Source organism: Helicobacter canadensis MIT 98-5491 (assembly GCF_000162575.1).
Classification (GTDB): Bacteria; Campylobacterota; Campylobacteria; order Campylobacterales; family Helicobacteraceae; genus Helicobacter_D; species Helicobacter_D canadensis.
In genome coordinates, this window is record NZ_CM000776.2 from 289,168 (window position 1) to 304,218 (window position 15,051).

Sequence of the window (15,051 nt, forward strand, 5' to 3'; positions counted from 1 at the left end):
TCTAAAAGTTATTTAAAAACTCATTGTTAAAGCCTATATAAGTAAATAACTACAATCACGCAAACAAATAACTAAAGATTTGCCTAAAGATTGTTAATCTTAGAGATTTACATTCTTTAAGGCAGTGGCGTTAGAATAAAGTCAGTTAAGCTTGTGAAGGGCAAATGGTGGATGCCTTGGGTAGTAGAGGCGATGAAGGACGTACTAGACTGCGATAAGCTAGGGGGAGTTGTCAAGAAACTTTGATCCCTAGATTTCCGAATGGGGCAACCCAATATGTAGCAATACATATTACCTTAAATGGAGCGAACCTAGTGAAGTGAAACATCTCAGTAACTAGAGGAAAAGAAATCAAACGAGATTCTCTTAGTAGCGGCGAGCGAAAGGGGAATAGGGCAAACCGAATGCTTGCATTCGGGGTTGAGGACTGCAATATCCACTAAAATACTCTAATAGAACATTCTGGAAAGGATAGCCATAGAGGGTGATAGTCCCGTATATGAAAGAGTATTTTTAGGTAGCAGGATCCAGAGTAGGTCAGGACACGTGAAATCCGGGCTGAAGCTGGGGGGACCACCCTCCAACCCTAAATACTACTACTACACCGATAGCGAACCAGTACCGTGAGGGAAAGGTGAAAAGAACCGCAGTGAGCGGAGTGAAATAGAACCTGAAACCATTTGCCTACAATCATTCAGAGCCCTATGATTTATCAGGGTGATGGACTGCCTTTTGCATAATGATCCTGCGAGTTGTGGTATCTGGCAAGGTTAAACTAATGTGAAGCCGTAGCGAAAGCGAGTCTGAAAGGGCGCTTAAGTCAGATGCTGCAGACCCGAAGCTGAGTGATCTATCCATGGCCAAGTTGAAAGTGGGGTAACACCCACCGGAGGACTGAACTCGTACCCATTGAAACGGGTTGGGATGAGCTGTGGATAGGGGTGAAAGGCCAATCAAACTCAGTGATAGCTGGTTCTCTTCGAAATATATTTAGGTATAGCCTCAAGTGATAGTAATAGGGGGTAGAGCTCTGATTGGGCTAGGGCTGCTCACCGCGGTACCAACCCCTGTCAAACTACGAATACCTATTACCGTATCTTGGGAGTCAGGCGGTGGGTGATAAAATCAATCGTCTAAAGGGGAACAACCCAGACTACCAACTAAGGTCCCAAAGTTCTATTCTAAGTGGAAAAAGATGTGAAGTTACTTAGACAACCAGGAGGTTGGCTTAGAAGCAGCCATCCTTTAAAGATAGCGTAACAGCTCACTGGTCTAGTGATTTTGCGCTGAAAATATAACGGGGCTAAGATAGACACCGAAGTTGTAGATTGTGCTGATGCACAGTGGTAGAAGAGCGTTCACATCAGCGTTGAAGCCATACCGGTAAGGAGTGGTGGAGCGGTGTGAAGTGAGCATGCAGGAATGAGTAGCGATAAAAGTGGTGAGAATCCACTTCGCCGTAAATCTAAGGTTTCCTACGCTATGCTCGTCATCGTAGGGTTAGTCGGGTCCTAAGACAAGTCCGAAAGGGGTAGTCGATGGAAAATTGGTTAATATTCCAATACCAACATTAGTGTGCGATGGAGGGACGCATAGGGTCAAGACAAGCTAGCCGATAGAAATGCTAGCCGAAGGGTGCAAGTTAGGAGATTGGCAAATCCGCTCCCGTATCCCAAACCCAACAGGCTTTCTGAAGTCTTCGGATGGATGAGAGAATTGTTAAGATCGTCGTGCCAAGAAAAGCTTCTAAGTTTAGCTAATGTTGCCCGTACCGCAAACCGACACAGGTAGATGAGATGAGTATTCTAAGGCGCGTGAAAGAACTCTCTTTAAGGAACTCTGCAAACTAACACCGTAAGTTCGCGATAAGGTGTGCCTAAGCAATTAGGTCTCAGCAAAGAGTCCCTCCCGACTGTTTACCAAAAACACAGCACTTTGCCAACTCGTAAGAGGAAGTATAAGGTGTGACGCCTGCCCGGTGCTCGAAGGTTAAGAGGATTAGTCAGCCGCAAGGCGAAGCTTTGAATTGAAGCCCGAGTAAACGGCGGCCGTAACTATAACGGTCCTAAGGTAGCGAAATTCCTTGTCGGTTAAATACCGACCTGCATGAATGGCGTAACGAGATGGGAGCTGTCTCAAAGAGTGATTCAGTGAAATTGTAGTGGAGGTGAAAATTCCTCCTACCCGCGGCAAGACGGAAAGACCCCGTGGACCTTTACTACAGCTTGGCACTGCCGATGGGAGCATTATGCGCAGCATAGGTGGGAGGCTATGAAATCTTTACTCTGGTAGAGATGGAGCCATCGTTGAGATACCACCCTTAATGTTTCTGTCTGCTAACTAGCTAGAGTTATCCTCTAGTAGGACAATGCCTGGTGGGTAGTTTGACTGGGGCGGTCGCCTCCTAAAAAGTAACGGAGGCTTGCAAAGGTTGGCTCAAAATGGTTGGAAATCATTTGTAGAGTGTAATGGCATAAGCCAGCCTGACTGTAAGACAAACAAGTCAAGCAGAGACGAAAGTCGGTCATAGTGATCCGGTGATTCTGTGTGGAAGGGTCATCGCTCAAAGGATAAAAGGTACCCCGGGGATAACAGGCTGATCTCCCCCAAGAGCTCACATCGACGGGGAGGTTTGGCACCTCGATGTCGGCTCATCGCATCCTGGGGCTGGAGCAGGTCCCAAGGGTATGGCTGTTCGCCATTTAAAGCGGTACGCGAGCTGGGTTCAGAACGTCGTGAGACAGTTCGGTCCCTATCTGCCGTGGGCGTAGGATTGTTGAGGAGATCTGTCCCTAGTACGAGAGGACCGGGATGGACATACCACTGGTGTAGCTGTTGTCCTGCTATGGGCATCGCAGCGTAGCTACGTATGGATGTGATAAACGCTGAAAGCATCTAAGCGTGAAGCCAACTCCAAGATGAACAATCCCTGAAGGTCGCAGGAAGACTACCTGCTTGATAGGGTAGGGGTGTAAGCATAGTAATATGTTTAGCTGACTACTACTAATAGACCGATTGGCTTAATATAAAGACTTTAAGCCACTGCCTTAATGAGTGTAAAGCACTCTTAAATCTTAGTTAGTGATTGATACTAATAGGCTTTTTTTACATTGTCATCTTCGTGCTAATAGAGAAGAGGTTCCACCTAGCTCCATTCCGAACCTAGAAGTTAAGCTCTTCTTCGCTGATGATACTGCAACTTTCAGATGTGGTAAAGTAGGACGGTGCGGAGATGAGAGTGTAAAAGAAAATGAGTTAAACTGCTTTTTATTTCTCCCTTGTAAAACTTATATTAACTAAATCATTGAATAGATAGAAAAGAATTATAAGATAATATAGATAATAAGTGTGTGAATGGATATAAGAAATATAAGATTTAGATAATAAAAATAAAAATACTTGAAAACTATTAAAGAAAAAAGTTATTTTAATATAAGAGATATTGCTTATTGTTAGCGGTAAATTTGTCTTAAAAAAGAGAAATAGTATTTGGTTTAAAGATAATAATATTATTTTATATTTTTAAATAGTCTTATTATATGCAAATAGGTTGCTTAATCAATAATGTGTGAGTTGTGTATTGGAAGGTAATAGAATAAAATATAAATATTTTAAAATGGTAAATTTAAGGTTTGTATAGGTTTTTGTATAGGTTTGTGGGTGTTTGATGATGAGCTTTGTAATTTTTAACATTAGGATTGTTGGGGAGAAACTGAAAAAATAAAAGATAGAAATTCTAGTGTAAAAGGGAAAGGGTGGGATAATAAAGAGTTGCTAGAGTAAGTAAATTTGGTGTATTTTATTTATAAAGAGTATTATATAGTTTTTTGTAATCTTTGTTTGTTGGTTTTTATACTTTGTTACTTGGTTTAAATTTTTTTAATTTATTCTATTTTTTAATATTTTAGAGATTTAAAGTAGTTGATTGTGTTTATTGTAGATAAGATAATTATCGTTAAAGAATTTTATAATGTGAAGTAAATAAAATTAATGAAGTTAAGTTAATAAATAAATTAAAGAATGACTATGAAGTAAGAAAGCTAATAGGATTAAGAAAGGAATGGGTTGAAATGTTTTAAGGTATTTGGGTGGAATAAATATAGAAATATAGAAAGAAATAAAGATAGAATAAGATAATTATCGTTAAAGAATTTTATAATGTGAAGTAAATAAAATTAATGAAGTTAAGTTAATAAATAAATTAAAGAATGACTATGAAGTAAGAAAGCTAATAGGATTAAGAAAGGAATGGGTTGAAATGTTTTAAGGTATTTGGGTGGAATAAATATAGAAATATAGAAAGAAATAAAGATAGAAGGAGATAGCGTTTGGATTTGCTAAGAAAAGAGCTTTGCAAGCAGCTTATAAGTAAAAGACTGAATAAGGTTTAGTGATAAAAGGCAGAGAAGCGTAAAGCTAGATTTTGCCTTTTATTTTAAGTGAATGCGTTTAGATATGCTTGGTGAAAAACTCATATAATCTTTGATAAATTTCTTTATTTCTAGATTCAATATCTTCTTTTAGCCACTCTTTTTTCTCTCTTGTGCTTAAGTCATAAACTTCTTTTAAGTCTGTGATTTTTTTTATACCCATCTTGCTTTTTTGCAAAAAAGTGATCGGAGCATTTGATGTTGATTTTATCAGGAAGTAGAATCTTATTACCAATTTGTTCTAAATATTGGTTGTGTAGATTCTCATTCCAACCATTGAAATTTGCATTTTGCCATTGTTTTGGCAAAATATGCTCTATTTGAAGCTTAGCTGTATTGACATTTTCAGTAAAATCAGCGTAAATATTCGCATATAAAAAGAGTATGAATTTTATTTTTCTGCTATCCATATTTTCTAGGTTTTGCAAAAAGGTTTCAAAATTTGGCATTTGTTGCTTGATTTGAATATTACTCCAATCATTAGTTTTTAGGGCTACATTCATTTTAAAGATTATCTCTTTAGTGGTATTAATGGTGGCATTATTATTCAAAAGCAATAAGCTTGATATTGTTGTTAATTTTGGTAAGTATTTATCAAAATCTTCGCTAAATTTTGCGATATTAAAATCATCCTGATTAAATTTATGATGATTTTTCCATACCAAGCAACTTACAAAGCTTTTCCAAGCATCATTTTGAAAAAGATTTAAGATTTTTAGGTAGTTTGTTGATTTCCTACTAAGATAATCTTGCGGATTAAGCCAAAAGTCAGCCAAATGTAAAATAAAAGGCATAGTTTCATCTTTATATAACCAATTCCCAAAAGCTCCATAATACACTTTTTTATCTTTTTTTGTAAAAAAGTTTAAAACGCTTTGGGTTGTTGTATCAAAATCTTCGTGTTGAGCGCGAATAATATGCATAAATTGCAAAAATAAAAAATCTAAGCTTTTGATTTCTTTGTCATCATCAACTTTAGAATATAAATTTTTCCAGCTTTGAGCAAACTCTTTTTTATCCTTGTCTGTCTTTTTGTGTTTATAAATATAACCCTTTAAAATATCTGCATTAGATAAAGGCATACCGCGAGAATTTAGAGTATTAAAAATAGTCATAGCCGATTCTTGACTATCACATGTAATAAACAATACAAAAAGCTTTTTACCTAAAAGCATTTTACAAAATGGTTCCCATTGGGTGGCGGTATCTTGTTTGAAAGAAGAAATTTTGTCATAGAAAAAAGTATAATTTTTAGCATATTTTGATTTTAAATCCCCAAGATTCTCTATATCTTGGCTTAAAAGCTTTGCAAATTCTTCTTTGTTGTCATCAAACTCCACTTCACTACGCAAATGCATTTCATCAAAATATAATTCTTCATCAGCACTATCAAATTTCCAAATACACCTTCCAAAACCATTTAAATAACCTTGTTTAACATTTTTGCCCTCATTTTTAAAGTGCTCATAAAATGCTCTAAAAAGCAAAGTCAATGTAGTAATTCTTTGTTACCCATCGATAATTTCAAGCAACTTTTGATCATTTTTGTAAGTTACAATAGAACCCAAAAAATACTCATCAATATTTTCTCCATCTCCAAATACATTAACTATATCAGTCCAAAGCTGCTCACATTCATCTTGTCCCCAACTATAAGGACGCTGATAATCAGGTATAATAAATATCGTATCTTCTTCGCCAAGTAGTTTTGCTACATATTCTTTTTTGGATTCAAATTGCATCTTAACCTCCCTTGTAAAAAAATAACAATAGTTTATAAGTGGCATATTGCTTTCTATTCTTAGCTTTGTCTTGCTTGGTAGCCTAGAGATAATGCTATACATTATCAAAAGAAATCTTGGATTTTTTGCTTATGTTTAAATTTTACATAAAGAATTCTTACTTTACTCTGACATAGTTAAAAATAGAAAAGTTTGGTTAGGTAGATTAGCAGATAATATCGTAAGCCTTTGCCAAGAAAAATAAAAAAGGTGGCTTTTAAAAAAGGGTAGCGAGTAGCTCCCAAAACAAATGCAAAAATATCTCCCAAAAAGGGCAAAAAGCTAAAAAATGCCCCTATAAAACCATATTTATTGATAAAAATGAGATATTTTTCAAGATTTCTTGGTTTTGTGAAGTGCTTAGCTAAAATAAAGTTTTCTCCCCAATAGCCAATGGCATAAGTGCTAAGAGAGCCTAGAGTATTGCCAATAGTAGCAACGCTCCACACAAGAAACAAGGGGTAATCTAAAGTGGTAAAAAAGCTAACAAAAACTTCAGAGCCCAAAGGATAAAGGCTGCTTGAAATAAAGCAAATGCAAAAAAGCCCAAATAAGCCAAGTGATTCTAAAGTTTGCATTGGTTTTTGTGCTAGATTCTTACAGGAATGCCTTTGGATTTAAGGAAGTGCTTTAAGTCTGCTATTTGGATTTCTTGATAATGAAAAATTGAAGCAGCTAGTGCTGCATCAGCTCCATTCAAAAAGGCTTCTAAAATATGCTCCTTGCTTCCTGCGCCACCACTTGCAATAAGTGGAATATGGACTAATTTTGAGATTTTTTGGAGTTGGACTAAATCATAGCCATTTTTGGTGCCATCACAATCCATACTAGTGAGTAAAATCTCTCCCGCACCTCTATTGTAAGCTTCTAGTGCCCATTCTTCTAAGTCGATTCCAGTGTTTTTTCTACCGCCGTGCGTATAGACTTCCCAGCCCTTTCCTGTGGCTTTTTTCTTAGCATCTATGGCAACGATAATACATTGTGAGCCAAAGCGTTTTGCACTTTGTGTGATGAAGTTAGGATTTGCAATGGCAGAAGAGTTTAAGCTAACCTTATCACACCCAGCATTAAGCAGTTTGTAAATATCTTCTAGACTAGAGATCCCACCTCCCACAGCTAGAGGGATAAAGATTTCTTTGGCGACACGCTTTACCATTTCTATGGTGGTGTTTCGCCCTTCGTGGGTGGCAGTAATGTCTAAAAAGGTGATTTCATCCGCTCCTTCATCATTATAGCGTTTTGCTACTTCTATGGGATCTCCGGCATCTTGCAAACCAACGAAATTAACACCTTTGACTACGCGTCCATCTTTAATATCAAGGCAGGGAATGATTCGCTTTGTGAGTGTTGGTTTGGCTAAATCCAATCGTGCTCCTTTTGTGAGATTCTTTGGGTAAAATTTTAACAAAAAAGTTTAAGTTTTGTTATAATTCGCACTTTAAATTACACTTTTTGAAGGATTGATTGCTATGCAAACCAAAATAACCACAAAGCAACCACGCGTTTTTTCTGGGATTCAGCCAACAGGAGATATTCATTTGGGGAATTATTTGGGTGCAGTGAAAAATTGGGTGGATCGCCAAGAAGAGTATGAAAATATTTTTTGTGTGGTTAATTCGCACGCTATTACGATTCCACAGAATCCAAAGATTTTGCGTGAAAAAACTTTTGAGCTTTGTGCGATGCTACTTGCTTGCGGTATTGATCCACAGAAATCTACGCTTTTTATTCAATCAGAGATTCAAGAGCATACTTCTTTGGCGTGGCTTTTAACTTGTATTACGCCAATGGGCGATTTAAGTCGTATGACGCAGTTTAAGGATAAAAGCCAAAAGAATCCAAAAAGTATTTTTGCAGGACTTTTTAATTATCCAAATTTGATGAGTGCAGATATTTTGCTTTATAAAAGCGAGTTTGTGCCTGTAGGTGAGGATCAAAAACAACACATTGAATTAGCGCGCGATACAGCAATGCGGTTTAATCGTGATTATGGTGAGATTTTTGTTGTTCCCCAGCCTTTGATTCAAAAAGAGGGTGCAAGAATTATGGGATTAGATGATCCAACAAAAAAGATGAGTAAGAGTTCAGGAGACAAGCCAAACCATTTAATCGCGCTTTTAGACAGCCCCGATGAAATTATGAGAAAATTCAAAAAAGCAACAACTGATTCAGAAGGCATTATTGCGTTTGATGAGAATCGTGCGGGAGTTTATAATCTTTTGAATATTTATCAATGTTTTAGTAAAGAATCAAAAGAAGAGATTGAAAAGTTCTTTGTAGGGAAAGGCTATGGGGAATTAAAAACAAAAGTGGCAGAAGTTGTGATTGAGGGATTACGCCCTATTCGAGAATCATATGAAAGGCTTTTTAGCGATTTTGCTTATTTGCAAGAGATCTTGCAAAAGGGATCAGAGACAGCTAGAGAAATCGCTCAAAAAACCTATCAAGAAGCCAAAGAGAAAATGGGGCTTATCTAAAGGCGGTATCAAGCCTTTAGGAAGTTTTGGATATTTTCTAACACGCCTTTTATAAGGAGTTCTTTGCTGCTTTCATAGCCCCAAGCATTGTGTGGAGTGAGAATAAATTGATCGGCAATTTTGGGGTTTAAAAATGGATGATTTTCTACCATAGGTTCTTGACTAAAAACATCAAATCCAGCATAAATTTTACGCTTTTGCATTTCTTCTGCTAATTCAAGTTCATTCACGATTCCGCCTCTGCCTACATTAATGAGGATTCCGCCCTCTTTAATAAGAGATAAATTGTTTTTGTTTAATAGATTTTGCGTGGAGGGATTTAGCGGTGCGTGAATGGAGATAACATCACTTTCTTTAAGAAGCGATTCTAAAGTAATGCAAGGGTAATTTGGGTTTTGATTCTTGCCACTTGTGGAATAATAGCTCACTTGAGTGCCAAATGCACTAGCTAGTCTTGCTACTTCTAAGCCGATAGTTCCAAGTCCAATGATTCCCCATTTTTTGTTATCCAGTAGTTCTAGTGGTGTGGATAAGTTTGTGAAAATCGGGCTTTTAGCATAAGCGCCACTTTTGCAATAAGAATCATAAAAGGGTAATTTTGCACTCAAAGCTAATGCCATCATTAAAGTGTGTTGGGCAACACCTTTTGTAGAATAGCCCGCGACATTTTTTACTTCGATTCCTAAATCTTTAGCAGTTTGTAAATCAACATTATTGGTTCCTGTAGCAGTGATACAAACTAATTTTAAAGTATCTTTTAGAGCCATTAAGATTTCTTTATTTAAAACTACTTTATTGGTTAAGATAATGTTAGCTCCTTTGCAACGATTGAGAGTTTCATTGGGGCTTGTAGTAGGGTATTCTGTATAATGTCCGATGCTTTGTAAGCTTTCTTTGATGTTATTTTCGCCAAGACTTAAAGCATCTAAAAAAACAATGTTATTTTGCATTTTTGAATTCCTTTTTTGAGTTATAATTTCATAAACATTTTACAAGAAAAAAGGAAAATAATGCATAATTATTCAAAAATTGTTTCTATTTTGCTTGATGCGCTTCCTTATATTAAAATTTTTCGTGGTTCAAAGATTGTGATTAAATATGGGGGGGCTGCACAGATTAATCCGGAGTTAAAAGAGCAGTTTGCTATGGATATTGTGTTGCTTTATATGCTTGGCATTAAGCCTATTATTGTGCATGGTGGGGGAAAAAGGATTAATGAATTACTAGGGGCATTAAATATAGAGAGTGAATTTGTCAATGGTGTTAGAGTAACAAGTGCGGATGCTTTAAAAGTGGTTGAAATGGTATTAAGCGGAGAGATAAATAAAGAAATTACCGCATTTTTAAATCATCACGGAGTGAGTGCTTTGGGTATGAGTGGGAAAGATGCTTCACTTTTTTTAGCTAAGCCAAAAGAGAATGGGAAATATGGTTACACGGGAGAGATTATCGCAACAAAAGGTGAAGTGATTGACAATCTCTTAGCACAAAATTTGATTCCAGTGATTGCCCCCATTGCTTATGGGGAAGAATCAGGACATCCTGGGTTTAATATTAATGCTGATAGTGCGGCAAGTGCGATTGCTATTGCTACAAAAGCTAAAAAGGCTATTTTTTTAACAGATACCCAAGGTGTTTTGGACGCAAATAAAAATATTATTGAAAGCTTGAATCTGCAAGAAACAAAGCAGCTAATCAATGAGGGTGTGATTAGTGGGGGAATGATACCTAAGGTGGAGGCTTGTTTGGAGTGTATTACAAATGGTGTGGAAAAAGCCCATATTATTGATGGAAGAATCCCACATTCATTGCTTTTAGAGCTTTTTACTAGTGCGGGTATTGGGAGTGAGTTTGTTAGGTAGTAATAAAGCAGTATGGGAAATAGTGGATTGAATATATTTCAATCCGCTAAAAATTCAATTTAATGAGTTCTTTGGGGATTTTAACAACAACTTTTTGAACAAGTTCGCTTGTATTGACAGCAATTCCTCCTGCATGGACATCAATACTTTCAAAAACAGCTAGATTTCCCCTAAAAAGCAAGATGCTTGAGGTATAAGGGCTTTTGTGATATTCAATAAGATCTTTTGTAGAATCTAGAGGTGTTTTGACTTCACAAAGGCTATGTGGAGAGACAAAAAAGATTTCTTTTCCATTAACTAGCATTTGGAAATCAACCATTGCTTGGTGGCTTTCATAAAAGGCTTCTTGTGGGGTTTTGGTGAGATAAGCTTGTTCTATGGCTTTGGCTCCCCCATCAAAAAATACTTCAAAGCTTTCACCTGCTTTTAGATTGGAGATTCTTGCAAAGACTTCACTTTCTTCATCAATTGCTTCCCAAAGATAGCCAAAAACCTTTGTTAAAACTTCATTTTTTTTGAATTTATTGATGATATCTGGAAGATAACCTACAAACATTTATCCGCCTCCCTAAAAATTTCTTAGCCCAATTAAAGCCCAATTTTCATTGCCCTCACGCTCTAGTTCTATCACACAGCCTTTGTGAATTTTGATGTTTAGTTCGCCTTTAGAGCAAATATTTTTGACAAATTCGCTAATAGTAGGTTCGTGTCCAACGATTACAAGAGTTTGCCAATCTTCCTCAATTTCATCTTGGTGTTTATTGTAGCCATCAATACCAACTTCTGGATTCAAATATGGGCTTAGAAAAAAAGTACTGTGTTTTTGAAGTTTGGCAATGTATTTTGCAGTGTCACAAGCACGTAGGGCTAAAGAGGAGATAATGGCATCCACTTCTGGGTAGCGTTTATGGAGATATTTTGCGATTTTTTTGGCTTGTTTTTTGCCTTTTAGGGTAAGTGGTCGCTTTAAATCATCTTCCCCTTCCCATTGTTTTCTATCCTCTGCTTTTGCGTGACGCACCAAAATAAGACGCATAATTTCCCCTTAATTGATTTTTTCAATCATTTTAATTACAAGTGCTGCACTTTGTTTGGCAGAATGTTCTAAAAATTCTTCATAGCTAATAAGTGCTTCATCACCAGCATTATCAGAAATAGCGCGAATCACACAAAGAGGCGTATTGAGATTATCGCAAACTACAGCCACACTTGCTCCTTCCATTTCAATTGCATCAGCGTTAAATTCTTTTTTTATCCATTCTTTTCTTTCTTTGCTGCTCACAAATTGATCGCCAGTGGCAATTGTTCCTTGGTGAATGGTAATGTTTGATTCTTTGGCGACTTCTTTAGCGAGTTTGTTGAGTGCTTCATTGGTTTGTGTAAAAATTTTGCCCTCAGAAAAATACCCAAAAGGATGCCCAAAAATCGTAATATCTACATCGTGTTGGCAGAGTTTTTCGCCAATGACTAAATCGCCAATTTTGTAGTTTGGATTGATTCCGCCTGCCACGCCATTAAAAATTATTTTATTGCAACCAAAATAAAGAATCATTGTGGCTGCACTCAAGCTAGAATGCACTTTACCAATGCGACTGCACGCAATAATGAGTGTTTTATCACCAAGAGAGACTTTGTAGAAAGTATTGCCTCCAAAAGCAATAGTTTCATAAGTTTTGTAATGATCTAAAAGAGGAGAGATTTCCTCTTGCATAGCACCTAAAATACCAATGGTCATTTGTTAGTCCTTTTGTAAGAAATTTTGGATTTCATCATAAGTTTGTAAAGAAAGTGTTTCTTTTTGTGTTAAGCGTTTATTTAAGCCTTTGAGAACATTTCCTCCACATTCAATAAAGAGTTCTACTTTAGAATCGTTTTCTCTAATGGATTGTTTGTAAAGCACAGGCGAGATTAATTGCTTAGAGAGTAGTTCTAGGGCTTGTGTTTTAGTATTATAAGGGCGTGCAGTAACATTGGAAACAATTGGGAATGCAAATGATTCTTGTAAGGATTTTTCTAAAAGCATTTCAAATTCCTTGCACATGTTTTCTAAAATAGGGCAATGACTTGCAACAGACATTGGTAGCATTAAAGCTCTTTTAGCACCAAGCCCCTTTAGTTCCACTTCAAGTTCAGATAAATCTTCTTTGCTGCCTGCTAAAACCATTTGTCCATCGCCATTGTAGTTAGCACACCAAACTTTTAAGCCTACATTGCGTTTTTTTTCACAAAGTTCTTCAAGCATAGAATCTTCTAAACCTAAAACCACCATCATTCCTGCTTGTTGTTTTTTGCAAGATTCTTCCATAAGGCTTCCGCGTTGGCTTACTAGCTTTATGGCTTCTTCAAAGCTTAGAGTTCCACTTGCGCAAAGTGCGCTAAATTCTCCCAAAGAATGTCCTAATGCTAAATTGATTTCTCCATTAATTTTGGGTTTAATGAGATGGAAAACGCTATAGCTTACAAGTAAAATAGCAGGTTGTGTATAGCGTGTAAGATTAAGTTTATCATTTTCTTCAAAACAGAGTTTTTGCATATCTTCTTTTAAAAGATCGCTTGCTTTTTCGAAAAGTTCTCTAACTTCTTGACTATTTTCAAAAAGGCTTTTTCCCATTCCGATGCTTTGACAACCTTGTCCAGGGAATATAACGGCTTTATTCATTGTTTTCCTTTACATACTTTTTTTGGCTTTAACTCCAAGCAAATCTAATCCGGCATTAAGCGATTGTGCAACCATACTTAAGACGCTTAGAATTGTCTTTTCATTGGGAGTGTTGAGAATTTTTTCTTCATTATAGAATCGATGAAATTCACTTGAGAGAGTGCGTAAATATTCTACGACTTTTTGAGGATTTCTTTGGATAAAAGAATCTTCAAGTGTTTTTGAGAGATTAAGTGCTAAAACAAGTAAATCTCGCAAAGATTCGCTAAGATTGCTAAAGTCTTTTTGCAGCGTTTCTAGCGTGTAATTGGATTTTGAAAAAAGTGTGTGAATTCTAGCGTGTGCATAATTAATATAATAAACAGGATTAGAAGAATCTTGTTTTTTTAGATCTTCAATATCAAATTCCAAATGCGTATCGGCTCTTTTGCTTAAAAAAATCAAACGCAATGCATCTGATCCTACATCTTCTATAATATCTTTCATTAAGATAAAATTACCCGCTCTTTTGCTCATTTTATAAGATTCTCCGCCTTTTAATAAGGCAACCATTTGAGAGAGTAAAATTTCTAATTGATTGCTATCATAGCCTAAAAACTCAATGGCAGCTTTTACTCGCTGAATATATCCGTGGTGGTCAGCTCCCCAAATATTGATATATCTATCAAATTTGCGTTCAAATTTATTTTTATGGTAGATAATATCTCCAGCTAGATAAGTTGGCTCACCATTTTCACGCACAACAACGCGATTTTTCTCATCGCCAAATTCTGTAGATTTAATCCAAATTTTACCTTCTTGTTTGTAAATCCCATTGTGTGATTCTAGAGATTTTAGTGTGCCATCCCATTGTTTATAAAGCTCTTTTTCGCTCACAAAATTATCAAATACGATTCCTGCTTCCGCAAGATTGCTTTTGATTTCTTCTAGCATTTTATCTTTGCCAAAAAGACTTAGTTTTTCGATGAATTTTTCATTTTCAAAACATTCTATTCCAAAGCAATCTTTCGCTTCCTTGGCTAAATCTAAAATGTATTCGCCCTTGTAGCAGCCCTCTGGTAAATCATAAGAATCATCAAAAAACAAATGCCTTCCAGCATAATAAATGGATTTGCCTAAATTTTCAATTTGTGAGCCTGCATCATTGATGTAATATTCTGTTGTGATGGAGTAACCCAGATGTCGCCCGATTCTACATAGACTATCACCTAAAATTGCCCCTCTTGCGTGTCCAATATGCAAAGGTCCTGTGGGGTTAGCACTCACATATTCTAGGAGAATTTTTTCTCCATTTTTTTGATGTGGTTTTAAGAAATCTTGTGTGCATTGTTCTAAAAATAGATCACTTAAGAAAAAATTAACATAACCACCAACAACATTGAGACTAGAAATTTCTGGTAGGGATTCGAGCTTTTTTGCAAAATCTTGTGCAATATCTTGGGGAGATTTTTTAAAGCTTTTTGCAAAACTAAAAGTCGGCAGGGCAAAATGCCCAAACTTCTTATCGCGAGGTTGTTCTAAAACACTTGTGATTCCAAGTGTTTCATCAACAATTTTTTTGATTTTATAATACATTGTTAAACTTTTGTAGTTTCGTTATTATTTGTGGAAGCGGTTGTTTCTTTTGTATTAGAATCATTTTGGATTTTATCGGGTTTGGCTTCTGTGGTGTGAATATCTGTATTTTCTTCATCATCTTTGATTGCTTTTTTGAAGTTCTTAATTCCTGAACCCAAACCTTTTGCCAAATCTGGAATCTTTTTAGCCCCAAACAACACAATAATAATTAATAAAATGATTAATAATTGCTGAACACTTGGTCCCATTTTAGTCCTTTGCTTT

12 protein-coding genes, 2 rRNA genes and 1 pseudogene are annotated in these 15,051 nt (G+C 36.3%); 4 read left to right on the forward strand and 11 right to left on the reverse strand.

Annotation, left to right across the window (positions count from 1 at the left end; translation table 11 throughout):
• Window positions 1-144: 144 nt before the first annotated feature.
• A 23S ribosomal RNA gene (locus tag HCAN_RS01490) occupies window positions 145-3,027 on the forward strand.
• 90 nt (window positions 3,028-3,117) lie between these two features.
• Window positions 3,118-3,233 (forward strand): 5S ribosomal RNA (gene rrf / locus HCAN_RS01495).
• Window positions 3,234-4,552: 1,319 nt separating this feature from the next.
• On the opposite strand, the gene HCAN_RS08355 is transcribed toward rrf, so the two are convergent.
• The 4 genes and pseudogenes from HCAN_RS08355 to hisF all read right to left on the reverse strand — a co-directional run bounded on the left by HCAN_RS08355 (window position 4,553) and on the right by hisF (window position 7,577).
• Window positions 4,553-5,545: a GmrSD restriction endonuclease domain-containing protein gene (locus HCAN_RS08355; RefSeq protein ID WP_309473208.1), complete on the reverse strand. Its 993-nt coding sequence runs from the start codon at window positions 5,543-5,545 to the stop codon at window positions 4,553-4,555.
• Window positions 5,534-6,274, reverse strand: a pseudogene (locus tag HCAN_RS08240) (DUF262 domain-containing protein); the annotation flags it as partial. The pseudogene HCAN_RS08240 and the gene HCAN_RS08355, both read right to left, overlap by 12 nt.
• A 74-nt stretch (window positions 6,275-6,348) precedes the next feature.
• On the reverse strand, window positions 6,349-6,789 hold the full coding sequence (locus tag HCAN_RS01505) for a YqaA family protein (RefSeq protein WP_006656561.1): 441 nt from the start codon (window positions 6,787-6,789) through the stop codon (window positions 6,349-6,351).
• An 11-nt stretch (window positions 6,790-6,800) separates the two neighbouring features.
• A complete protein-coding gene (hisF, locus tag HCAN_RS01510) occupies window positions 6,801-7,577 on the reverse strand; it encodes an imidazole glycerol phosphate synthase subunit HisF (RefSeq protein WP_006656562.1) in 777 nt (258 codons plus the stop codon).
• A gap of 103 nt (window positions 7,578-7,680) precedes the next feature.
• On the opposite strand from hisF, the gene trpS reads away from it, so the two are divergent.
• Window positions 7,681-8,688 (forward strand): tryptophan--tRNA ligase, encoded by a 1,008-nt coding sequence (trpS, locus tag HCAN_RS01515; protein ID WP_006656563.1) that lies wholly within the window; start codon window positions 7,681-7,683, stop codon window positions 8,686-8,688.
• 8 nt (window positions 8,689-8,696) lie between these two features.
• On the opposite strand, the gene HCAN_RS01520 is transcribed toward trpS, so the two are convergent.
• The gene (locus tag HCAN_RS01520) at window positions 8,697-9,638 is read right to left on the reverse strand and encodes a D-2-hydroxyacid dehydrogenase (protein WP_006656564.1); all 942 of its coding nucleotides are present in this window, start codon (window positions 9,636-9,638) and stop codon (window positions 8,697-8,699) included.
• A gap of 60 nt (window positions 9,639-9,698) precedes the next feature.
• Here HCAN_RS01520 and argB point away from each other — a divergent pair, with 60 nt between their 5' ends.
• Window positions 9,699-10,550, forward strand: a complete 852-nt coding sequence (argB, locus tag HCAN_RS01525; protein WP_006656725.1) for an acetylglutamate kinase — start codon at window positions 9,699-9,701, stop codon at window positions 10,548-10,550.
• Between the two features lie 46 nt (window positions 10,551-10,596).
• Here argB and HCAN_RS01530 read toward each other — a convergent pair whose 3' ends face one another.
• The 6 genes from HCAN_RS01530 to HCAN_RS01555 are packed head-to-tail and all read right to left on the reverse strand — an operon-like array spanning window position 10,597 to window position 15,035.
• On the reverse strand, window positions 10,597-11,106 hold the full coding sequence (locus tag HCAN_RS01530) for a YhcH/YjgK/YiaL family protein (protein WP_006656634.1): 510 nt from the start codon (window positions 11,104-11,106) through the stop codon (window positions 10,597-10,599).
• Between the two features lie 12 nt (window positions 11,107-11,118).
• Window positions 11,119-11,586, reverse strand: coding sequence for a phosphohistidine phosphatase SixA (gene sixA / locus HCAN_RS01535; RefSeq protein WP_006656726.1), 468 nt, complete (start codon window positions 11,584-11,586; stop codon window positions 11,119-11,121).
• A gap of 9 nt (window positions 11,587-11,595) precedes the next feature.
• Window positions 11,596-12,285 carry a 5'-methylthioadenosine/adenosylhomocysteine nucleosidase gene (locus tag HCAN_RS01540; RefSeq protein ID WP_006656565.1) on the reverse strand — a complete coding sequence of 230 codons (690 nt, stop codon included), beginning with the start codon at window positions 12,283-12,285 and terminating at the stop codon, window positions 11,596-11,598.
• A gap of 3 nt (window positions 12,286-12,288) precedes the next feature.
• Window positions 12,289-13,209 carry an ACP S-malonyltransferase gene (fabD, locus tag HCAN_RS01545; protein ID WP_006656566.1) on the reverse strand — a complete coding sequence of 307 codons (921 nt, stop codon included), beginning with the start codon at window positions 13,207-13,209 and terminating at the stop codon, window positions 12,289-12,291.
• 9 nt (window positions 13,210-13,218) lie between these two features.
• Window positions 13,219-14,784 (reverse strand): arginine--tRNA ligase, encoded by a 1,566-nt coding sequence (argS, locus tag HCAN_RS01550; protein ID WP_006656567.1) that lies wholly within the window; start codon window positions 14,782-14,784, stop codon window positions 13,219-13,221.
• A 2-nt stretch (window positions 14,785-14,786) separates the two neighbouring features.
• Window positions 14,787-15,035, reverse strand: coding sequence for a twin-arginine translocase TatA/TatE family subunit (locus HCAN_RS01555; protein WP_006656568.1), 249 nt, complete (start codon window positions 15,033-15,035; stop codon window positions 14,787-14,789).
• Window positions 15,036-15,051 lie beyond the last annotated feature (16 nt).